Origin of the sequence: Oceanisphaera ostreae, from assembly GCF_042676125.1 — a bacterium.
GTDB lineage: Bacteria > Pseudomonadota > Gammaproteobacteria > Enterobacterales > Aeromonadaceae > Oceanimonas > Oceanimonas ostreae.
On sequence record NZ_JBHTJS010000035.1, the window covers coordinates 255,647 to 277,740 of the forward strand.

A 22,094-nucleotide genomic window follows, 5' to 3' on the forward strand; every position below is an offset into this window, starting at 1 on the left:
CTATTCTAACGGCTTAGTGCCGTTCAACCAAGTATTGAGCTTGTTATACCAAGCGCCGGGCCGTTTTTCCTGCATTAAACGCCATTGCGAGCCGTCTGCCACCAGATGCACCATGCCCTGCTCCCCGGTGGTTATTTGCTTTACACCTTGCTTGTTAAAGCGCGCCACCACCTCGGATGAAGGGAAGTTCCAGCGATTATTAAACCCGGCGGTGTGCACCACCCAATTGGGGTTAACGGCTTGGTTAAAGGCCGCAGTAGACGAGCTTTTGCTGCCATGGTGGGGGCTAAGTAATAACTCGGCGGCCAATGGCGAGGCTTGACTCGCTAGCGTTTGAGAAGACAATTCTTGATTTACTAACAGGCCTTGCTCGGCCTTGGCTTCAATATCACCGGTGAGTAATACCGAGAGTCGGCCGTCGCTAATGTGCAGCACACAAGAGTCATTATTGCTGTGACCGGTAATAATGACCGGCCACAGCACCGTTAAGGTGAGTTCGCCCCAGCGTGCATGTTGCCCCGCCCGACACCGTTGGCCTTCGGGCCAAGCGCCCCATTGCCGACGAATGGGCACCGTGTTAGCCAGGTAATCGCGATTACCGCTATGATCTTGGTCATCGTGGCTTACCACCAAATAATCAAGCTTCGTGATCCCAAGGCGCCTAAACACCGGTAAAATCACTCCATCAGCCATATTAAAACCCGAAATAAAGCGGTTACCCGTGTCGTATAACAACGCCTGCCTTCCCTGAGTGACCAGCACCGACAACCCCTGCCCCACATCCAAAACCCGCACCTGCCAACGCGGTTGTGGCAGCAATTGAAATAGCAATAAAGACAGGGGCAATAGCCACATCCAGCGCGCTTTAGGTAACAATACCAAGGGAAGCAATAATACGAATAAGCTAATACCTTGGGCATAAGAAGATAACCACACCCACGGTGCTACGCTGTCATTAAGCCAGTGTAGCGCCCCCATTAACGGCTCAAATAAGGCGTTTAATAAACGGAGTATGCCACTGGCCAAAGTCGGGGCTGGCAACATCAACAGTGCTGCCAACAGTAATAATGGGATCAATAACAACGAAAATAACGGAATTAAGACCAAATTAACCGGTAACGACAGCCAGCTAATACCGCCAAATAACAGCATCACTAACGGTAAGAGCAATAATGTTAGCCCCAGTTGTAGCCGCCAAATTTGCCGGCCACCCAACCAGTTGGTGGTCACCAACAAAGCCGCCACGGCTAACACCGACAGCCAAAAGCCGTGATCAAGGGCCAGCCATGGCCGCACCGCTAATAATAGGCTTATGGTCAGCAGTAAAATTCGCCGCCCACTCCAAAATCGCCCCCAGCAATATACGGCCAACCATAACAACAGCATTAATAACGCCCGCTGAGTCGGCACCGAAAATCCCGCCAACCACGCATAAGTGAGCGCCAGCGTAATCGCTAACATCACCGACACCCACCGATTGCCCGTGAGCCTACCCACCAATAAACCAAGCCCCGCCACTAAGCCAATGTGCAACCCCGAAATGGCAAACAAATGGCTAATGCCCAGCCCGCGCAGCATCCCCCAATCTTCGGTTTTAAGGCCGCTACGATCACCAATGCTTAGCGCTAATAACCAAGGCTGAGCAGGCAACTCGGCGGTTTGCGCTTTCACATGTTTAACAAGCTGAGTACGCAGTGAGTCTGCATGAACTTGGTGGGTTAGCGTGCCAGTTACACTGCCGCGAGCGGTAATACCTTGGCCTAATAACCAGCGAGCGCTGTCGAAAGTACCAGGATTATGTAAACCGTGGGGCAAGCGCAGTTGGCTAATAGATTGAAAATATTCACCCTTTTGCGGTGGTGTTTGCTCGCTATACCAAGACAGCAAAACCCGAGGCCTGGGGGAAAGAGCTTGACCATTTAGGCTCTTCAGGCTGACAATCAACCTGTTTTTATTTAGTCCTTGGGCTTGAACGCTATCAACGGTGCCAGCAATTAATTGGCTACGCTGAAATAAAGTCGGGTCTTGTAGCCAATTCAGCTGCCAGTGGCTGTAACACAGCGACCAAATAATACCGAGTAATAAGCACGCCGTAGCCGGCCTTTTCTGCCAGCTTATACCCACTAAACAAGCCAATGGTATCCACCAGCCCCCGCTGGGTAGCCAGGGCCAGATAATAATACTTGCGATGCCGAAGCAAAAAGAAAAAAGCCGCTTGTCCATTCGGTAAGTATTGCGGATTTAAAGCAAATGCCAAAAAAGATGTTAAAACGCCTGATGCCCGATCCTGGCACCATTAAAAACAATAAGTATTTAGGGGTGTTAGGCAGCAGGTTACACGACAATAATTTATGGTACCTGAACCGACATTCCGCCGCCGGTGCCTTTGCCGTGGGCCTTTTTTGTGCCTGGATGCCAATCCCCTTTCAAATGGTGATGGCTGCACTATTGGCCATGACGTTTCGGGTAAACTTGCCGCTATCGGTAGTATTAGTGTGGCTCACTAACCCGTTAACTATGCCACCGATGTTTTATTTTGCTTATAGGCTGGGCTCTTTTCTCTTAGACCGCCCCCATCACTACAAGCACTTTGAACTGAGCTTGTCAGGCATAAGCAGCGCCATGAGCTCGGCGGCACCGCCGTTTTTGCTCGGATGTTTAGTCATGGCCGTCGTGTGTTCGGCCACCGGCTTTATGGTGATCCACGGGCTGTGGCGCTGGACAGTGTCGCAGCGTTGGAAGAAACGACGGCGCAATTCGTAATGGTACGCCGATGGATACGTTCTAAAATGCCCAGTCAGGCGACACTGCGTGAGCATAAGCTGCTGCGGTTGTTTGGCGAACGTTGGCTAGACCCCGACTACTGGAGTTATAACCGCCGCTCGGTAGCCATTGCCATCGCTTGTGGTTTATTTGCCGCTTGGCTTCCCCTACCTCTGCACTCCCTCATAGCCATTGGCCTGGCCCTTTTATTGCGCGGCTACTTACCTTTGGCCATCGCCATGGTGTGGGTCAATAATCCACTGACCATAGCGCCGATGTTTTATGTGGCCTATCAGTTAGGTGTGCGATTACTGGGCCAGCCTGCTCTAGAATTCAGCTATTCCTTAGAACATGATTTTGCCAGCATCATCTGGCCGCTACTCACCGGAGCCCTGTTACTCGGCCTCGCCTCCTCTTTACTCGGTTGGCTACTCACCCACCTCTATTGGCGCTGCAAAATACAAAGAGCCTGGAAAGCACGGCAGCGGTAAACCATAGCGCCGAGCCAAAAGAAAGCCGTACGTTTAACGCTGTACGCTATACGTTAAAGAAAACACGGGTGTAGTTTTTACGTACAGCGTTCATCGTAAGGCGTACAGCTATCCCTTAAGCCTCCCCTAGCAATTGCCGTGGCAATAGTTGACCGGCACGCCAGGCGGGATAAATAGTGGCTAAAAAGATCAGCGTTAAGGCTGAACCCGTCACCAGCCACAAATCAGCCCAATGAAACTCGGTGGGAATAAAGTCGATAAAATAAATATCTGGGTTTAAAAAGCGATGGCCTGTTACATCTTCAATGGCGGCCACTAATGCCGATAGCTTAGTGGCTAACAGCAAGCCCAGCAGGCCGCCAATTAACACACCGGTAATGCCGTTAAGCATGCCCTGCACCACAAAGGCGCCGCGAATTTGCCAAGGGCCGGCGCCCATGGTTTTAAGAATGGCAATGTCACTCTTCTTCTCGTTTACCGCCATCACCAGTGTGGACACAATATTAAAACTGGCCACCGCCATCACCAGCAATAGCACCACGATCATCAGGGTACGCACCAGCTGAATATCATGATAAATATTACCTTGGCTTTCCATCCAGCTACTCACATAAAACGCCACTGGCATGCCCATTGCCGCGTGCATGGTTAATCGGTCCGCCGCCAGCACTTCATCCACTCGCAAATGAAAGCCCAGCACGGCATCGCCTATTTCCATCAGCTCTTGGGCATCTTGCAAATGGGTATAACCCAGCACGCTGTCTAGCTGACCGCCGAGACTGAGTATGCCCACCAGCGTAAATCGGTGGCGCTTAGGGGAGCCAAACCCTTCACTGCCGGGCGCGGGCAACAATAACGACACGCTGTCACCCACCGTTAACCCCAGTTGATCGGTAATGGCCTTACCCAAAATCAGTCCGCGCTCGCCGGGGCGCAATAAATCTAAACTGGCACCATCTAAATAAGGCGCCAGTGTTGACACTTTCGCTTCGTCACTAGGCACTATGCCTTGCAGTTGCACTGCCTTTAATTTAGCACCGCGACTCAGCAACCCCTCTAACGGCACCACCGGCGACACCGCCACTATGCCGGGCGAGCCCTGCAACTGCGCCGCCATAGGTTGCCAGTTCGCCACCGGCTCTTTGACCGTGGTCAGTTGGCCGTGGGGCAATACCGACAAGATGCGGTTTTCTAGCTCGCGCTCAAAACCATTCATCGCCGATAAGCCTAAAATCAGCGCACTGACGCCAATAGCGATGCCGGCAATGGAGGCCACCGAAATAAACGAAATAAAACGGTTGCGTCGTTTGGCTCGGCTAAAGCGCCAGCCCCAAAACACACTTAACGGACGAAACATTAACCTTGCTCCCGCACTAGAAAACTGGCCATAACGGGAGCCTTACTCACTTTTCCATTGACCCAGCGCCCGTCAATTAGCTCGCCATCCACTAGCCGACCATCCACCAATTGGCACTGTCGGTCGAGTCGTGCAGCCAAGCTTAAGTCGTGGGTCACCACTACTAAGCCGGTGCCCAGCTCACTTTGTAGCTCGGCCAGCAAGGCAAAAACCTCGGCGGCACTGTGAGCATCTAAGTTACCCGTGGGCTCATCGGCTAGCACCAATCGGGGCTTGTTCACCAAGGCGCGGGCAATCGCCACTCGCTGGCGTTCCCCGCCCGATAATGCCGAAGGGCGATGATCAAGGCGGTGACCCAAACCCACACGCTTTAGCAAGGCTTCCGCTTCTGCTTGGGCTTCGCCCACCGGACGCCCAGCAATTAGCAACGGCATGGCGGCATTTTCTAGGGCCGTAAACTCGCCCAACAAGTGATGAAATTGATAAACAAAGCCCATGTGCTGATTACGAAAGCGCGCCTGAGCACGATCGCGCATTTGGTGTAAGTCTTCACCTTCAATTAATACCCGCCCGCTGGTGGGGGCATCTAAGCTGCCCAGCAAATGCAGCAAGGTACTCTTGCCCGAGCCCGAGCTGCCCACCACGGCCAAGCTTTCGCCGGCGGCCAATTGCAAGCTTACACCATCCAAAATGGTGACTGGCGCCGCCCCGTCTAGGTGAGTTTTAGTTAAATTTTCAACCACTAATAGCGGGTTATTCATAGCGCAAAGCCTCGGCAGGATGAACGCGCGATGCTCGCCATGCCGGATATAGGCTGGCTAACACGCACAATAATAAAGTGGAAAATAATACGACGACCAATTGCGTCGGCAACAGTAATACCGGTAACTGGCTGCCGCCGGCGGCGGCATACATGTTAATGCCCAGCACATTAAGCACCGCATCTAAGTTTAGGCTCAGTAATACCCCTAACCCAAAACCCAGTACACTACCCAAGACGCCACTAAAGCCGCCCTGGATCATAAACACCGTCATAATGCGCCCACGGCTTAAGCCTAAGGTTTTTAACATGGCAATTTCGGCTTCTTTATCAGTTACCACCATCACCATGGCCGACAAAATATTAAACGCCGCCACCAATACGATGAGCGCCAGCATAAAGCTCATTAATCGTTTTTCCATGGCCACCGCCTGAAACAACTCACCGCGAGTGTGTTGCCAGGTTTCATAAACCAATGGCTCGGGCAAATCGGGCAAGGCCGACAACGCAAACGGATCATCCAGCCATAAGCGCAAGCCCGACGCTTGACCGGGCGCATAACGCAACAAGCGTGCGGCATCGTCCAAGCGGGTCATTATTAGCTGGCGGTCGACATCGGTGCCGGTACTAAAGGTGCCCACTAGGGTAAATAAACGCTGGCTGGGTACTCGGCCTAAGGGCGTAAAACGGCTGCCTTCGGTTACCGTCACTCGTACCTGGTCGCCAGGCTCTACGCCTAACGAGCGTGCCACTCCCCACCCCATGAGCAGGCCGTAGGGCAAGTCTTCAAAATACCCTCGGGTGCGTTTATCCAGACCTTGCAGAATATGATCCTGACTGTTACTCGGGTCAATGCCATATAGCTCGACGCCGGTAATATGGCCGGGCCCCTGCACCATGGCCTCGGCCCGAATAAACGGCGTGCTGGCCACCACGCTTTTTTGTTTGGCAAACAGCGCCTGATATTGCTCAGGATCGGCCAATCGGCCTTGCGGCTCTGTTACCATGGCGTGGGGCAGCACGCCCAACATGCGATCTTTTAACTGTTGTTCGAAGCCATTCATTACTGCCGACACGACAATTAATGCCGCCACCCCCAGTAAAATACCAATGGTAGAAAAGCCAGAGACAAAAGAAGCAAAACTGCGCTGGCCCCGTGCGCCCGCATAGCGTAAGCCCAACATTAACGTCAGGGGTTGAAACATGGTCTAATCATCCGTTTTTTAAAGAGTTTTACCTCACCCGCAAGTTGCGGAATAATAAAGGTATGTGAATGGCGCAACAAGAGCAGCGAATGATGGCAGATCCTTATTTCAGCATCGACTACCAAGCACAAGTTAACCTGTGCCCCTTGGCGGATGGCGAAACCGTGCCCGACGCCGACACCTTGGAGGCGGAAATTCCGGCGCCATTCAAGCTTATCAGTGAAGTGACTCGCATCGATACCAATAATGCTCGCCTACTGCGTAACCTAGACGAGCATGCGGCAGATTTAGTCGAGATCATTAATTTACAATCACGCAAAATCGACTTAGTACTCAGCTATGTGCTGGCCGGGAAAGATAACCCCGAGCAACGCCATCATACCTTAAGCTTGGGCGGCGGCGGCTTTACCTTTGTGTCACAGCAGCCATTAGCCGAGGGCTGTTCGGTACGTTTTAAACTGTTTTTGCCGGAACTGTCGGTGGCAGTGTATGGTTATGGCCAGATACAGGCAGATAGACCGGCAGACACCGAGCCCACGCATTATCGTTGCCAGTTTAGTGCGCTGCGTGAGCAAGACCGCGACGCGCTTATTCGCGCCAGTCTGCAACTGCAAGCCAAACAACTTAAAGCCCGCGCCGAACGCCGCGCCCAACAAGACGGCCCCACAGCATCATGATCCACATTAACAGCCCCACGCCTCGTCCTAAAGCCAGCCTAGGGCAACTGATTGGCAGCAGCTTAAGCTTGGCCATTGCCGAACAGGTGATACAACAGCAGCAACTGGTGCTGTTGTTGGTGCCCGATACCCCCACCGCGCTGCGCTTAGAGCAAGAGGTAAGGCATCTGTTACAACAAGACGCCACTACCAAGGTAACCCTGCCAGTGCAGTTATTTCCCGATTGGGAAACCTTGCCCTACGATCAGTTTTCACCGCACCAAGATATTATCTCCCAGCGGTTAGAAACCTTATACGGCATACCGGCGCTGCAACGGGGCTTGTTAATTGTACCGATCACCACCCTGATGCTACGCACCCCGCCCCGCGACTGGTTAGATAAAAATAGCCTGCTGTTAAAAACCGGCGATAAGCTCGATATGCACGCACTGCGCATTCGCCTAGAAAGTGCCGGTTATCGAGCGGTAGATCAAGTATTAACCCACGGTGAATATGCGGCCCGTGGTGCGCTGCTCGACTTATACCCCATGGGCGCCGGCGAGCCCTATCGCATCGACTTTTTTGATGATGAAATTGATACCCTGCGCCCGTTTGATCCCGACAGCCAACGCTCGCGGGACACCGTAGGTCAAGTGCGGCTGTTACCGGCTCGAGAATTCCCTACCGACAATCCGGCCATCGAGCGTTTTCGAGGCCAATACCGTGAACGATTTGCGCTGCGTAACGAACCCGAATCGTTATACCACAGGGTGAGCCAAAGCCAATTTCCGGCGGGTATCGAGCACTACTTTCCGCTGTTTTTTGAGCACACTCAGACGCTGTTCGACTCGCTGCCCGAATCATTATGGGTGCTTACCGTTGGCGATCTCAGCGAAGCCGCCGACGGGTTCTGGAAAGATGTGCAAGAGCGCTATGAAGACCGGCGCCACGACACCATGCGTCCGTTACTGCCGCCAGACGAGCTGTATCTTCAACCCAACGCCGTATTACAACAACTTAAGCAATGGCCACAACTGCAATTAAGCCATACGCCAGTATTAGAAAAAGGCGACCGGCAAAATGCGCCGATCAAAGTACTGCCAGAGCTTGAAGTTGAGCATCAAAAGGCCGAACCGCTAACGCGTTTGCTGGCCTTTTGTAAGCAGTTCAAAGGTCGGGTGTTATTTTCGGTAGAAACCGCCGGTCGGCGCGAGGCCTTAATTGAGCTATTTGCCGGCTCTGCCATCAAGCCGTGGCCTTATAACAGCGTCAATGAATTTTTGGCGGGTAGCGATAACGTTGGCTTGCTAGTGGGCCCGTTGTCTCAAGGCTTTATTCTGGATGAGAGCTTTGCCTTAGTCTGCGAAGGCGACTTATTAGGCGGGCGGGTTATTCAGCGCCGTCGCCGCGAAAAGTCCAAAAGCTTAAGCCCAGATACCTTAATTCGAAATTTAGCCGAGCTGTCCATTGGCCAGCCGGTGGTGCACCTCGATCACGGAGTGGGCCGCTACACCGGCTTGCAAACCCTGGATGCCGGTGGGCTTAAATCGGAATATTTAACGCTGGAATACGCCGCAGGCGATAAATTATACGTACCAGTCACCGCCCTGCATTTGGTGGGCCGTTATAGTGGTGCCGATGACCCGAGCTTAAATAAGCTGGGCAACGAAACCTGGTCTAAGGCTAAACGCAAAGCCGCCGAAAAAGTGCGCGATGTGGCCGTCGAGCTGCTGGATGTGTACGCGCGCCGTGCCGCTCAACCAGGTCAGGCCATGAGCCACGACAAGGCCGCTTATCGGCAGTTTTCTGATGCGTTTCCGTTTGAAGAAACCGACGACCAGCTAAACGCCATTAGTGCGGTACTCACCGACATGACCCAGCCCAAAGCCATGGACCGTTTAGTGTGTGGTGACGTGGGCTTTGGTAAAACCGAAGTGGCGATGCGCGCCGCCTTTGTGGCGGTGCATGATGGCAAGCAAGTGGCGGTGCTAGTGCCAACCACGCTGCTGGCACAACAACATTACGATAACTTTAGAGACCGCTTCGCCAACTGGCCGGTGCGCATCGACATGCTCAGCCGCTTTAAAACCGGCAAAGAGCAAGACAAGGTGCTGGAGGGCATTAGCGACGGCACTATCGATATTGTGATCGGGACTCATAAATTATTAAGCCAAGATATTCGCTTTAAAGACTTAGGCTTATTGGTGGTTGACGAAGAACACCGCTTTGGTGTGCGCCAGAAAGATAAAATTAAGGCACTGCGCGCCGACGTGGATATTCTCACCCTGACGGCCACGCCCATCCCGCGCACCCTAAACATGGCCATGGGCGGCATGCGCGACTTATCTATTATTGCTACGCCTCCTGCTAAACGCTTAGCGGTAAAAACCTTCGTGCGTGAGTCGGATCCGGCCACCATTCGCGAGGCCATCTTGCGTGAGCTTAAGCGTGGTGGTCAGGTGTATTACCTACATAACGAAGTACAAACCATCGACAGCACCGCCGAGCTGCTCACCACACTGGTGCCTGAGGCGCGCATTGGCATTGCCCACGGCCAAATGCGTGAGCGCGAGCTAGAACGGGTGATGAGCGATTTTTATCATCAGCGCTACAACGTGTTGCTGTGCTCTACCATTATTGAAACCGGCATCGATGTGCCTACCGCCAACACCATTATTATGGACCGCGCCGACAAGTTAGGCTTGGCGCAGTTGCACCAGCTGCGCGGCCGTGTGGGCCGTTCTCACCATCAGGCTTATGCCTATTTAATGACGCCGCACCCCAAGCGCATGACCACTGATGCTAAAAAACGGCTTGAGGCCATTTCGGCGCTAGAAGACTTAGGTGCCGGTTTTGCGCTGGCCACCCACGATCTCGAAATTCGTGGCGCCGGCGAGCTATTAGGCGATGAGCAAAGTGGCCAGATCACCGCCATTGGTTTTAGCTTGTATATGGAAATGCTCGAGCAAGCGGTAAAGGCATTACAGTCAGGTAAAGAGCCGGCTCTCGATCAGTTGCTGCGCACCCAAACCGATATCGAACTGCGCCTGCCCGCCCTGCTGCCGGATGATTATATTCCCGATGTGAATATGCGCTTGTCTATGTATAAACGCATTGCCACCGCCGACGATGACGGCGCCTTGCGCGAATTACAGGTAGAGCTGATTGACCGCTTTGGCTTATTGCCCGAGGCCACTAAAAACTTGGTGGCCTTAGCAGGCCTTAAGCTAAAGGCCAATCCATTAGGTATCGACAAAATCGACGCCAGCGCCAATGGCGGCAGCATTACTTTTGCTCAAGATGCGAAGATAGATCCCATGTTCTTAGTCAGCCTCTTGCAAAGCCAGCCACGCATCTACAAAATGGAAGGGCCAACCAAGCTACGCTTCGCCATCCCCACCCACGATGCCCCAGCTCGTCTGGCATTGATCGGTGATTTGCTAAGCGAACTCAGCAAACACCAGGCTGCGTAGCAGAAAAATAGCGCCCGGCGCCCAGCACCAAGCGCCCAGCTAAAAGAAAACCAAGATCCTGACCGGCGTCAGGAAGACGGCGAAAACAAGCCACCGCTCTATGTTAGCTTGTTGCCGTCTTACCGGACTTGCTCCGGTATCTTGTTTTTCTTTTTTTGTCTTAGAACCCCCAGGGATGGGATAAAAATGATCGTCCGCAACCAGCTGTTCTCAGGGGCTGCGGTGTTTTTACCTTGACCGCATTTTTGAGAATTAATGAACACACATCTTTGCCATGTTTCTGCTCAACGCCCGCTTAGGGTGGGTATTTTGGGTGGCGGCGTTGCCGGTGCCACCACCGCTTTGCGGCTGGCCGACTTAGGTATTAATACCCTGTTAATTGAAGCCAGTAATGGCCTGCTGAATGGCCCGCCGATATGTCACCTGCATGCGGGCGGCAATCTGTATCGCGAGATCAGCGATCAGCAATGTTTAACGCTGTTACGCCAGTCCATCGACTCGGTGCGCGCCTACCCGCACAGCATTAATCGTCGCCCCACCGTGATTGCCATTCCCACCACAGATGCCGGTGATGCCAATGCACTGTTGCCAAGGCTAAAGCAGGTTACTCAAGAGTATCAACGGCTAGTAGCTCAAGACCCAGCCAACAAGGTATTAGGCGAGCCAGACGATTATTATCGTTGTTACAATCGCGAGCAGTTTGTGGCCTTGGCCGCGCGTCCTCTGCCGAAAAAAGCACACAGCCACGACGATTGGCTGATCCCGCTCGCCCATCATTTAGATGCTGACTCACTAAAATTTCCGCTAATTCTGGTGCAAGAATACGGCTGGAGCTTATTTCGCATGGCCGCAACTGCGACCTTGGCGTTGCAAGACTCGCCCCATTGTCAGTTGCAACTGAATACCCGCGCTACCGAACTTGAGCAATTGCCCGATGGTTGGCTGGTTCACACTGCTGCTAGCTCTCCGGCAGAAACAGAGCAAACTCATAAGGTGGACTTTTTAGTTAACGCCTGCGGTTTTCGCACCGGCTTAGTGGATGATATGGCCGGTTACCGTCGCCAACGCTTAGTCGAATATAAGGCGGCCTATGTGACCCATTGGCAAACTAATGGCGATTGGCCCGAGGTGATTTTTCACGGGCCACGCGGCACACCCAAAGGCATGGCCCAGTTAACGCCCTATCCCAATGGCGTATTTCAGCTGCACGGCATGACCGACAGCATCACGCTGTTTAAAAATGGCTTAGTGGCCAGCAATCAACTTAGTGCTCAGCCGCAATTACCGCTGCCTTATCTCACTCAGTTAGATAAAGGTTGGCAAAGTGCTGATGTTACAGTGCGCACTCAAGAGGCCATTAACCATATGGCGCGTTTGCTGCCCGCCTTTGCCAGTGCCACCGTGGCTGGCAAGCCCTTGTACGGTGCTCAGCAAATTCCAGGCAGTGATCCATCTTTACGTGCCGCCGATGTGTCATTTGAAGGTCAACATTACGCGCGGGTAGAAATCGTTAAAGCCAGCTCGGCACTCACCGCGGCGGATCGCATCGTCGCGCAGTTAGCCGACTTAGGTTGGTTAAAGTGGAACTGCCTAGAGCGGGAAAATAAAGAGCTAGAGCAAAACTTCTTGAGCCAAGACAGTGTGAAGCAAACCCCGCGCTTATCGCCGCAGTTAGCCATCACCAGCCAACACAGTGCCAAGCAAGTAGAAGCCGCCGCCGTACAACTCGCGCATGATCGCGACTATCCAGAAGCATTGGCGCTGAATATGGGGTAAGTGTGGATAAAGGGAAAAGATAGCGCCGAGCACCAAGCTAAACCCCAAGCCAGCCTACATATTCAGTCTCTGTGTTGCTTCTCACTTTTGCTTGAGTCTCAGCCCTTACCATTAAAAATATCTTTCAGATCTGATCACTATTTTTCCGTGCGTTCCGTGTTTTTCCGTGGCAAAAAGGTTTACGGTTTTTTAAATCCCGCAGAGACGGAACTGGCAGCTAAAGCGCCACACTACAAAAGTTCTGTGAAGGGTAAACGTAAAACAAAAAATCATGACACTATCTGGCTATCCCAGCCTCTTACATAGCCTCGCTTGCTTCATTGCCAGAAAACACTACGCTGTTTAGCACGCTAGTAAGGAGCACGACATGCATATCGGTATTTTGGTCATGACTTTTTCTCTGCCCGGATGTGGCTCTCTCAAAGAAAAGCGCCAACGCATCGGTGGCATGCACGAACGGTTTGGCCGCACTCCGTCGGTGGCGGTTTGTGAGAGTGGCGAACACGACCGACACGATGCCAGCGAATGGTCATTTGTGGTAGTGGCAACCTCAAGGCGCGAGGTTGAATCCCAGTGCAGCCAAATCGAAGACAAGATACAACGCACCGTTGAAGGACGCGTAATCAACGTAACGCGCGAACTCCTCTAGGGTCTGTTGACCTTAGTTAAGTCATAAAATATATAGGACTCAGCATGAACAACATACAGATAGACATTGTTTCCGATATCGCCTGCCCCTGGTGTGCTATCGGTTATGCCCGACTACAGCGGGCCATGGCGCAGCTGGCAGCAGAGTATAAGTTTACGGTGCAGTGGCATGCCTTTGAGCTGAACCCCGAGCACAGCGGTCCAGGTGAACCTATCTTGCCGGCTTTGGCCAAAAAATACGGGCGCAGCGAAGAAGAAATGCGAGCAAATCAGAGTAATATGATGACCATTGCCACCGATCTTGGCATCAACTTCGAGAACATACAGCAGCGACTAACCTGCAATACCTTTGATGCCCACCGTTTGGTCAAATGGGCGGGGGAGCAGGGCCAGCAAACTGCCATGAAACAAGCGCTGTTCGAGGTGTATTTTGGCCACGCGATGAATGTCTCCGATCACGCAGTGCTATTAGGTTGCGTTGAAACTCTGGGGCTAGACTCGGCAGCAGCCAAGCAGGTATTAGAATCGGATCAATACGCGGCGGCTGTACGAGAAGACGAAGCGACTTACCAGCAGGCAGGGGTTACTTCGGTGCCCGCGTTCATTATCAACAGCAAGTACCTCATCTCTGGCGCGCAAGAGTCCGATGCCTGGGTAAAGGCGTTACAAGAGATTAGCGCCGAATCCGCGTGAACTTAGAGACTCAAGACTTCTTTGCCACGGAATCCACTGAACCCACGGAAAAATAGAGATCACATCTGAAAGGGATCGTTATGGTAAGGGCTAAAACAAAGCTTTAAGCCGTCAGCTGTACGCTATAAGTTAAATATAAGCCCTCGATCCTGTGACCTTTGTAGGCTGCCGCTTTAGCTGGCAGTCCCGTCCCCGCCTACGCGAGGATGACGTTTCTTTGCGGGATTTTAAAATATTTTTTGCAACGGAAGAACGCGGAACCCACGGAAAAGTAGTGATCAAGTCTGAAAGGGATTGTTATGGTAAGAGCCAGTACTAAAACTCGACCCAAGCAAAAGTGACTGGCGAAGTAGTGACTGAATACGCAGGTTGGTTTAGCTGTTTTCCCTTATGCCGTCATACCGGGCCCGCCCCGGTATCTCGCTTTCGCTTTGGCACTAGTAGGCGAAAGCTTGCTCTCGCATTTTGCCGAAGGCGGAACAACATATCTAAAGATTTATTCGCAACGGAACCCACGGAAAACTAGTGATCAGATCGGAACTAGTGTTGAGTTTTTAGTTATAAGTGTTGAGTAAAGCTTTTCATTCAACCCTCACAACTCAACACTATATCCCTTATCTCATCTTAACTTTTCCGTGCGTTCCGTGGATTCCGTTGCAAAATCATTTGGTTTTAAGCGGCCCATAAATCTTGTTAGCCCAACGGGTTAGGCCGGCGGTGACGCTGCCGAAGTGGTCACCAATAACGATGGGCGTATGCTGAAACTGCTGCTGCAAGAACTGGTTTAATACCGGTGACTTAGCGGTACCGCCGGTGACAAAGACCACATCTGGCTGACAACCAGCTTGTGCAATGGCATCGGTCATTAGCGCGGTGATGGCACTCAGCTCTCGGCTGCAGGCCTTGGCAAAACCGTCTCTATCTAGGTTGATGGTCAAGCCCTTATCGATATCAGACAAATCTATTTGCAGCTGAGTATGATCCGTTAAGGCAATCTTGCTTTGCTCTGCCGCGTTCACTACTCGGTAGCTCAATCTTCTTTTTTGCACGGTTAACAGCCGAGTCAGCAACTCAGGTTGCTCGGCATCACGGATCAGCTGCTCTAAGAAGCGAACATTAGCCGCACTGTAAAACTCGGTTTGATTATGAATATTGTTAATGGACACTGCTTGCGCGTAACTGTTGGCGGGAATGGGTTTGCCCGTTTTCAGCATACTGTCTAGGCCAAAGCTTGGCATGATGCCCTTTAGCGCAAAGGCGATATCGAAGTCATTACCGCCCACCCGCTCGCCACTGTGACTGAGTAAATCCGCCGTTCTATCGGTTAAGGCCGCTTGTTGGGGGCCCATCAGTAGCATTGAGCAGTCAGTAGTACCGCCACCAATATCGACCACTAACACTCTGGTCTCAGTGGTTAGACTGGCTTCATATTCAAAGCCCGCAGCCACCGGCTCAAATTGAAATTCCACCTCTTTAAAGCCAACCCGCTTGGCGGCATTGGTTAAGATGTTGATAGCCTGGCGGTTGCTTTCTTCACCGCGCAAGCCCTGAAAGTTAATCGGCCGACCAATCACCGCCTGAGTAACACTTCTGCCCAGTGTGGCTTCGGTGAGCGTTTTTACATTGCTCATCATGGCCGCAACAATATCTTCAAACAGCTCTACTTGTTGTGGCAGTAAGCCGGTCGCACCCAAAAAGGACTTGGGGGATTTGATGTAATAGCCTTCGTCGGGCTCTTGCAGATAATCGTTGAGCGCTTGTTGGCCAAACGACAATTCGGTGGGGTAACCGTCTAGTACCAGCTCGCGTAATGCGCCCTGCCCTTTTTGCAGCTGTCGCGTACGCTGTTTCTGAAATGCCGGCTGCTCTGCTGCATCTAAGTTTTTGTAGAGCCAGTTAACAATCACATCTCGACTCGGCGCATACAAGGTGGACGAGATGTAACGACCATGCTCGCCCAATGATAAAAGCTCCGGGCTGTTTTGTTCCATAACGCCAACCGCACAGTTTGATGTACCGTAGTCAAATCCGATCATGTTGATATACCATCTTGAAATACAAAGGAAAACACTGAGAAAGCCGTTAGCACAAGGCTGCTGTTCAGTCGAAAAAAGACGAGGCTGCTGTGGCCGGGCTAAAAAAATGAAGCGGCATTATAGCGGAAAACGAGGCGCTTTGATGGGCTAGGGTCGAAAAGAAAAATCGTGCGTTTAAATGTCAGAATAAGAGGCAGCCGGGTAGCCTCTTTAATAGCTCGGCGTGGCTTGTAGATAAAGTCACAACACTGTTTTTGTAGCCGCCGCTTTAGCTGGCGGGACTGCGGAGCAGGATGATTTTTTAGCCGTCTTCATGACGCAGGTCAGTGAAAAATAGCCATACGCTTTACGCCATACGCTGTAAGTAAAGAGCCGGTCACGATGTTTATTTTAACTTACGGCGTACAGCGTAAGGCTTATAGCAGAGTCTTCCGCCATCTTCCTGACGCCGGTCAGAATCTCGCTTTTGACCCAAACCGGGGATCGGTAGCTATGGTAATCAGTCGGGCAAACGGCCTACTACGCCGACTCGCTCAAGCACATCCATGTGACGCTCAGCACATTACATCCCTGTAATGTGCTGGTCAGCTACGCAGATCCCTTTGCCCTCCCCGTCAATTTCGGCGTCGGCTATAGGAATACATCGCAACACTTGTTTTTTGTAGTCTGTCGCTTTAGCTGGCGGGACTGCGGGGCAGGATGATTTTTTAGCCGTCTTCCTGACGCAGGTCAGTGAAAAATAGCCATACGCTGTAAGTAAAGAGCCGGTCACGATGTTTATTTTAACTTACGGCGTACAGCGTAAGGCTTATAGCTGAGTCTTCCACCGTCTCCCTGAAGCAAGTCAGAATCTCGCTTTTGACCCAAACCGGGGATCGGTAGGTATGGTAATCAGTCGGGAAAAGGGTCTACTACGCCGACTCGCTCAAGCACATCTATGTGACGCTCAGCACATTACATCCCTGTAATGTGATGGTCGGCTACGCAGATCCCTTTGCCCTCCCCGTCAATTTCAGCGTGATTTGCTGAGCCCCCCAGCACCCGAGCCGGAATTTAAGCCTCTGCAGAAGTAGTACCCCTTTCCGCTAACCGTCCATAAAACCACCTTCCAACCGTTTATCATCGCAAATTCACATTTTTTCAATTGCCCTACCCCATTACAGCGGCCAAAATAGATACGATTGAAAACCATGCTCGTTTCAGCAACTACTTTGAAATATGCGTGAAATCACCACAGGCGATCCGCGTTTATCGTCAGTTGGAAACATAAAGCGCCTGTGATTCAGTAGCTTTACAGCTACCAAGGAGATAAAATATTGAAGTGGGCATTTATCGACTATGAAAACGTCGGGTGTCTTAGCAAAATAGACCTTTCGACTTACAGCAAGATCATTCTATTTCTTGGTGCGATGCAGCCAAAAATAGACCTTGGAGAAACAAAATACGACTCACCAATTGAGCTAGTCCTAATTCAACTAAAAGCAACGCAAGCTAACAACCTAGACTTTCACCTCTCGTATTACCTTGGCAAGTTTGATAGTGAAGTACCTTCAAACATTACTTTTGAAATCATAAGTAATGACCAAGGGTTTTCTCCTCTTATAGAGCATATCAAGACAAGCGGTAGAGCATGCAAACAGGTGAAAGTTACCACCACGCTAAGTACAAAAAGTAAGTTAATCAGTTCATTAACCTCTAAACCTAAAGATAAGCGCCCTAAAAAAGTGGCCAGCCTTCGGAACCATATAGCCGCTAGTATGGGAGTTAAGGGCAACGATCTCGCAATACAAAACTACTTTAATCAGCTAATTAATGAAAAAATTATCAAAGTTTCTGGTGATAGCGTTGAGTATAAAAGCTAACAAATCATTCAACGAATGACTTTCTGGCTAGACCTCCACAAGCTGCACTCGTTCCGGCACGTAAATAAATCGTAAAATCCCATCATAACTAAATAAAAACAAGGAATAACAGTGTCTAGATTGTCTCAAGCACAAAAAATTGTGGAGCTGCTCAAGGCTAATCCCAATAAAAAGTTCAATGCTCGTCAGATAGCTGAACAAATCGTTGAGGCATATCCAGAGGACTATAGTGAAAAGCGACAAAACCCAAGATTTGCAGACGATAAAGCTTTTATCTCACAAATCGTTGCAGAGATAGGGTCACAGAAAGATCAGATCGTTAAAAACGATAAGCACGTTTTTTGGCAAGATAAACCCCGACCACGAGTGTATTGGTATGACCCTGGGAGGCTGGTAGATGATGTACTGCCTGTGACGAATGAGAATGATGATGAAATTGATGATATCCCTTCAATCTCGGAACAGTCTTTTTCAGAGCATGACTTATATCCCATACTCATAGGTTATCTTAAGTCAGAGCTAAAATTATACTGCCAAAGAATCGATGAAAGACGCTCTAAAAACTCACGCGGCAACGGTGGGAATCAATGGCTACATCCAGACATTGTAGCTATGCAGCCAGTTGATAAAGAGTGGCATGAACTGATCCGAAGTTGTGTCAAACAAGGTGCTGGTCAAAGTGTTAGGTTATGGTCATTTGAAGTAAAAAAAGCGCTCTCCAGTGCAAACGCAAGAAAGAGTTTTTTTCAAGCAGTGAGTAATTCTAGTTGGGCCAATGAGGGTTATTTAGTAGCGACATCTATATCTGATTCCAATGTGGAGCAAGAGTTAAGAATGCTCTCGGCGCTGCATGGCATTGGTGTAATTTTATTGAATCCTGAAAATCCGAGTGAAAGTGAAATGATGCTACCAGCGAGATCAAGAGCAGAAGTTGATTGGCAATCGATCAACCGAATTTTGGTAGAAAACGAAGATTTCAAAGATTATATAGAACTTGTATCAACTTACTATCAAACAGGTAGGGTGCGAGCTAGAGATTGGAACAAGTAGAGACTCAATAAACAAAATTTAACAAGGCCATCAAGTCGAATTCGTAACAATAGGCTCGATTCCGCTTCGCTGCCCCAAAAATATTACTCGCCGCTTATGGCGGCATTAAGTGCCTAGGATATATATGAGCGAGATTCAAAGTTTTCATGATTTAGCGAAAGATGCTGGTAATCGTCTTCGGGCATATATTCTATCTGTCTCATCTGGCGCAACCGGTATTTTCTTTCTGGCACTTACGAACACAGAGGGAAGCTCACTTCAAAATACTGAGAAATGGCTGCTTGGAATCGCAATTATTTGTTTTGTTATGACTGTTACGCTTTGCCTATATGAACTACGAATTGATGCTAAAAGGTTTTTTGCTCTTGCAAAGGAGCTAAAAAAGCCAGCAAACGAACGATCATGGGGCCAAAATGAAAGATATAAAAATAGACGGTATTGGCTCATTCATTCGTCCTATGTAACTTTAGGTATCGCTATCATTGCTACAAGCGCATATCTGGTAATTAAAATAATCGGTACTTAACAAGCACCTGCAAACTGACTCCGCAGTTAATGCAGCATTATTTTTCTTGGAGAAAAATGTGAGCTCACCCAAGACGGTCAAAGCGTTGGAAGAATTCGGTCGGGTACGGCTTCCACGATCTTTCTTCATGCGAGACTTTCTTTACTCAAGGAAACGACTAACAAGACACCCATGTTAATTAGTTCTACGGTGATAATAAAAATTCGCCCTGTCCGCTTCCAGATTTTGCACTGCTTCTTATTCACTGAACCGTCTGTTAACAGCGCATAAAGGCAACTCAGTAGCATAGGGTCGGATGGAGGGATCTGCTCCACCGACCATCACATGACAGGGATGTCATGTGTTTGAGCGTCACATGGATGTGCTGAGCGAGTCGGTGGAGTAGACGCTGCATCCGACCTGTACCGCGTAATAAACTAACAGCATTAACAAGGCATCCATGTTAATGAGATCTACTGTGATGATAGAAAAATTCGCCCTGCCCGTTTTATTGGTCACTAAATCGTCAGTCAACGCCATCTACAGGCAACTCCGTAGCATAGGGTCGGATGCAGGGATCTGCTCCACCGACCATCACATGACATGGATGTCATGTGTTTGAGCGTCACATGGATGTGCTTGAGCGAGTCGGTGGAGTAGACGCTGCATCCGACCTGTACCGCGTAATAAACTAACAGCATTAACAACAGCATTAACAAGACACCCATGTTAATGAGATCTACTGTGATGATAGAAAAATTCGCCCTACCCGTTTTATTGATCACTAAATCGCCAGTTAACGCCACATACAGGCAACTCCAAAACATAGGGCCGGATGGAGGGATCTGCTCCGCCGACCATCACATGACATGGCCGAAAAGTGCTCCTGCCATCCTTGGCGGTCGGATGTCATGTGTTTGAGCGGAGAGGAGGCGAGCTTGTCTCGCCGAGATGAACTATTTTAACCTAACCGAATATCCAGTGAATATTCGCAGTCGGTTAAACGGTGGATGTCATTAACCCTTCGAGCGAGTCGGTGGAGTATCGTGCAAACATTGAGCTCGCAGCCCAATGCCAATCTGGCTGACATACACCGTGCTTATTCCACGCCGTAGATGTCGTAGGGGAAATAGTTGCTGGCAATCTGCTGATGAATACCTTTTTCGCGCAGTGCCAAAATTCCCTTGTTCAACAGCTCGGCCAGTGAAGTATCTTGCCTGCGCACTGCAATGCCGATACCCCTGCCGAACCATTTTTCTTCGGTAAAGGAAGGGCCGGAAAAGTGAAAGCCTTTGCCGTCCGGTTGGTCTAGCAGGCCACTCTGCAGGCCAATTGCGCCGCCAAATATGGTATCGACACGCCCGGAGCGCAGATCCATAAAGGCTTCATCAAATGTGCCATAGCGGGCCACATCAACATTCGGATGCTGCGCGGCAAGATACTTGTCGCCTATGGTGGCACGCTGAACGCCAACCTTGAGACCGTCCATTCCTTTTTCACTGAATTCAATTTCTCGCTCAACCTTGGTAACGAAACGGGTCGGCACTCGCGCGTAGGGAATCGTGAACAACACACTCTTCTCACGTTCGGGGGTGATGGTCATGGCGGCAATAATGGCGTCGTTTTTACGAGACAGCAGGGCGGGGATGATGCCATCCCAGTCCTGGGCGCGAATAGTGCAGGTTACCTGTAACTCTTCGCATAGGGCACGAGCCAGCTCTACTTCAAACCCTTTAAGTTCGCCGTCGATAGTGGTATAGCTGAACGGTGGATAGGCGCCCTCTACACTGAATTTAATTTCCTTCCAGTCCTTGGCCACGGCGCTACCGGTGGCGGTTAAGGCCATGCCCAACAGCGCTACTTTCAAAACACTCTGTCTCATCAGTGACTCCTTGTGTGTCATGTGTCCCTACACCATGGCCTTAGGCCACGGTGTAGGGTTAAACAACCGTAATACACCCACAAGAAAAGTGCCAAGTGGAAACTTCTACGATATGACGTAGATCTCGATATTATCTGTTTTATGGTGGTTCCAGCGGCTCTATTATTGTCTGCCGAGTCTGAAAAAAACTAATAAGCCACCTATGCAAAATTCACTTAAACAACTGATGTAATTGATAAATCGCTTCCCTATCTGACCACACAGGTGTGGTGCCGACATCAATATTTAACATCACATGCTGGTGATTAGACATTAACAAGACACCCATGTTAATGAGCTCTACTGTAATGATAGAAAAAGATCACACGATTCCCTTTTAGCTTACAGTTCTTGCCCTACTTTTTAGACACTGAACAGTCAGTTAACGCCATCTACAGGCAACGCTACATTATAGGGACGGATGGAGGGTTCTGCTCCACCGACCATCATATGACATGGCCGAAAAGTGCTCCTGCCATTTCGGCACTCCCGCCATCCTTGGCGGTCGGATGTCATGTGTTTGAGCGCCACATGGATGTGCTTGAGCGAGCCCCTGCATCCGACCTGTACCGCGTAATAAACTAACAAAACACATATGTTAAATGGTTCGACTATTTCGGCACTATCGCTGTCGATAGCGGTCGGATGATATGTATTTTAGCGTTACAGGATGTGCTTGAGCGAGTCGGTGGAGTAGTCCCTGCATCTGACCTGTACCGCGTAATATACTGACAAAACACCTATGTTAAGCTGTTCAATTAACGTTCACGACCTCGCCCTGCTATATTCCAGAATGGACTTGATAACTAAATCGGCAAATTCATTTCTAAACGTAAGCGCCCTTAAATCAGCATCTATTAACCCAACTTATCCAGCATCACACTAATACCTCTCATTT

General features: G+C 50.4%; 16 protein-coding genes. 10 read left to right on the top strand and 6 right to left on the bottom strand.

Going from position 1 to position 22,094, the window contains the following annotated elements; all coding sequences use genetic code 11:
* A complete protein-coding gene (locus ACFQ1C_RS09645) occupies positions 1-2,223 on the bottom strand; it encodes a DNA internalization-related competence protein ComEC/Rec2 (RefSeq protein WP_379558387.1) in 2,223 nt (740 codons plus the stop codon).
* Positions 2,224-2,250: 27 nt separating this feature from the next.
* Here ACFQ1C_RS09645 and ACFQ1C_RS09650 point away from each other — a divergent pair, with 27 nt between their 5' ends.
* On the top strand, positions 2,251-2,763 hold the full coding sequence (locus ACFQ1C_RS09650; RefSeq protein WP_379558388.1) for a DUF2062 domain-containing protein: 513 nt from the start codon (positions 2,251-2,253) through the stop codon (positions 2,761-2,763).
* 26 nt (positions 2,764-2,789) lie between these two features.
* Positions 2,790-3,254, top strand: coding sequence for a DUF2062 domain-containing protein (locus ACFQ1C_RS09655; protein ID WP_379558389.1), 465 nt, complete (start codon positions 2,790-2,792; stop codon positions 3,252-3,254).
* Between the two features lie 115 nt (positions 3,255-3,369).
* On the opposite strand, the gene lolE is transcribed toward ACFQ1C_RS09655, so the two are convergent.
* The 3 genes from lolE to ACFQ1C_RS09670 are packed head-to-tail and all read right to left on the bottom strand — an operon-like array spanning position 3,370 to position 6,576.
* The gene (gene lolE, locus ACFQ1C_RS09660) at positions 3,370-4,611 is read right to left on the bottom strand and encodes a lipoprotein-releasing ABC transporter permease subunit LolE (protein ID WP_379558390.1); all 1,242 of its coding nucleotides are present in this window, start codon (positions 4,609-4,611) and stop codon (positions 3,370-3,372) included.
* A complete protein-coding gene (gene lolD, locus ACFQ1C_RS09665) occupies positions 4,611-5,372 on the bottom strand; it encodes a lipoprotein-releasing ABC transporter ATP-binding protein LolD (protein WP_379558391.1) in 762 nt (253 codons plus the stop codon). Before lolD ends, lolE begins: the two co-directional genes overlap by 1 nt.
* Entirely contained in the window at positions 5,365-6,576 is a 1,212-nt protein-coding gene (locus ACFQ1C_RS09670; protein ID WP_379558392.1) for a lipoprotein-releasing ABC transporter permease subunit, read from the bottom strand. Before ACFQ1C_RS09670 ends, lolD begins: the two co-directional genes overlap by 8 nt.
* A gap of 68 nt (positions 6,577-6,644) precedes the next feature.
* On the opposite strand from ACFQ1C_RS09670, the gene ACFQ1C_RS09675 reads away from it, so the two are divergent.
* The 5 genes from ACFQ1C_RS09675 (at position 6,645) to ACFQ1C_RS09695 (ending at position 13,822) form a co-directional block, all read left to right on the top strand.
* On the top strand, positions 6,645-7,253 hold the full coding sequence (locus tag ACFQ1C_RS09675) for a PilZ domain-containing protein (RefSeq protein ID WP_379558393.1): 609 nt from the start codon (positions 6,645-6,647) through the stop codon (positions 7,251-7,253).
* Complete coding sequence (mfd, locus tag ACFQ1C_RS09680) at positions 7,250-10,705, top strand: transcription-repair coupling factor (protein WP_379558394.1); 3,456 nt, start codon at positions 7,250-7,252, stop codon at positions 10,703-10,705. Before ACFQ1C_RS09675 ends, mfd begins: the two co-directional genes overlap by 4 nt.
* 255 nt (positions 10,706-10,960) lie before the next feature.
* Entirely contained in the window at positions 10,961-12,481 is a 1,521-nt protein-coding gene (locus ACFQ1C_RS09685) for an FAD-dependent oxidoreductase (protein WP_379558395.1), read from the top strand.
* Positions 12,482-12,848: 367 nt separating this feature from the next.
* Positions 12,849-13,130 carry a DUF503 domain-containing protein gene (locus tag ACFQ1C_RS09690; RefSeq protein WP_379558396.1) on the top strand — a complete coding sequence of 94 codons (282 nt, stop codon included), beginning with the start codon at positions 12,849-12,851 and terminating at the stop codon, positions 13,128-13,130.
* 44 nt (positions 13,131-13,174) lie between these two features.
* Positions 13,175-13,822 (top strand): DsbA family oxidoreductase, encoded by a 648-nt coding sequence (locus ACFQ1C_RS09695; protein ID WP_379558397.1) that lies wholly within the window; start codon positions 13,175-13,177, stop codon positions 13,820-13,822.
* A 662-nt stretch (positions 13,823-14,484) separates the two neighbouring features.
* On the opposite strand, the gene yegD is transcribed toward ACFQ1C_RS09695, so the two are convergent.
* Positions 14,485-15,858, bottom strand: a complete 1,374-nt coding sequence (gene yegD, locus ACFQ1C_RS09700) for a molecular chaperone (protein ID WP_379558398.1) — start codon at positions 15,856-15,858, stop codon at positions 14,485-14,487.
* A 1,316-nt stretch (positions 15,859-17,174) separates the two neighbouring features.
* Between yegD and ACFQ1C_RS09705 the strand changes: the two genes are divergently transcribed.
* The 3 genes from ACFQ1C_RS09705 (at position 17,175) to ACFQ1C_RS09715 (ending at position 19,296) form a co-directional block, all read left to right on the top strand.
* Complete coding sequence (locus tag ACFQ1C_RS09705; RefSeq protein WP_379558399.1) at positions 17,175-17,720, top strand: PIN domain-containing protein; 546 nt, start codon at positions 17,175-17,177, stop codon at positions 17,718-17,720.
* Between the two features lie 111 nt (positions 17,721-17,831).
* Entirely contained in the window at positions 17,832-18,770 is a 939-nt protein-coding gene (locus ACFQ1C_RS09710; protein ID WP_379558400.1) for a COG2958 family protein, read from the top strand.
* A gap of 124 nt (positions 18,771-18,894) precedes the next feature.
* A complete protein-coding gene (locus tag ACFQ1C_RS09715; RefSeq protein ID WP_379558401.1) occupies positions 18,895-19,296 on the top strand; it encodes a hypothetical protein in 402 nt (133 codons plus the stop codon).
* Between the two features lie 1,078 nt (positions 19,297-20,374).
* Here the strand turns inward: ACFQ1C_RS09715 and ACFQ1C_RS09720 are convergent.
* Positions 20,375-21,157 carry a transporter substrate-binding domain-containing protein gene (locus ACFQ1C_RS09720; RefSeq protein WP_379558402.1) on the bottom strand — a complete coding sequence of 261 codons (783 nt, stop codon included), beginning with the start codon at positions 21,155-21,157 and terminating at the stop codon, positions 20,375-20,377.
* Positions 21,158-22,094 lie beyond the last annotated feature (937 nt).

Excerpts from the sequence above, each read along its gene's own strand:
- ACFQ1C_RS09645 (WP_379558387.1), bottom strand. The coding sequence starts at position 2,223 with ATGGACAAGCGGCTTTTTTCTTTTTGCTTCGGCATCGCAAGTATTATT.
- ACFQ1C_RS09650 (WP_379558388.1), top strand. The coding sequence starts at position 2,251 with ATGCCAAAAAAGATGTTAAAACGCCTGATGCCCGATCCTGGCACCATT.
- ACFQ1C_RS09655 (WP_379558389.1), top strand. The coding sequence starts at position 2,790 with ATGCCCAGTCAGGCGACACTGCGTGAGCATAAGCTGCTGCGGTTGTTT.
- lolE (WP_379558390.1), bottom strand. The coding sequence starts at position 4,611 with ATGTTTCGTCCGTTAAGTGTGTTTTGGGGCTGGCGCTTTAGCCGAGCC.
- lolD (WP_379558391.1), bottom strand. The coding sequence starts at position 5,372 with ATGAATAACCCGCTATTAGTGGTTGAAAATTTAACTAAAACTCACCTA.
- ACFQ1C_RS09670 (WP_379558392.1), bottom strand. The coding sequence starts at position 6,576 with ATGTTTCAACCCCTGACGTTAATGTTGGGCTTACGCTATGCGGGCGCA.
- ACFQ1C_RS09675 (WP_379558393.1), top strand. The coding sequence starts at position 6,645 with ATGGCGCAACAAGAGCAGCGAATGATGGCAGATCCTTATTTCAGCATC.
- mfd (WP_379558394.1), top strand. The coding sequence starts at position 7,250 with ATGATCCACATTAACAGCCCCACGCCTCGTCCTAAAGCCAGCCTAGGG.
- ACFQ1C_RS09685 (WP_379558395.1), top strand. The coding sequence starts at position 10,961 with ATGAACACACATCTTTGCCATGTTTCTGCTCAACGCCCGCTTAGGGTG.
- ACFQ1C_RS09690 (WP_379558396.1), top strand. The coding sequence starts at position 12,849 with ATGCATATCGGTATTTTGGTCATGACTTTTTCTCTGCCCGGATGTGGC.
- ACFQ1C_RS09695 (WP_379558397.1), top strand. The coding sequence starts at position 13,175 with ATGAACAACATACAGATAGACATTGTTTCCGATATCGCCTGCCCCTGG.
- yegD (WP_379558398.1), bottom strand. The coding sequence starts at position 15,858 with ATGATCGGATTTGACTACGGTACATCAAACTGTGCGGTTGGCGTTATG.
- ACFQ1C_RS09715 (WP_379558401.1), top strand. The coding sequence starts at position 18,895 with ATGAGCGAGATTCAAAGTTTTCATGATTTAGCGAAAGATGCTGGTAAT.
- ACFQ1C_RS09720 (WP_379558402.1), bottom strand. The coding sequence starts at position 21,157 with ATGAGACAGAGTGTTTTGAAAGTAGCGCTGTTGGGCATGGCCTTAACC.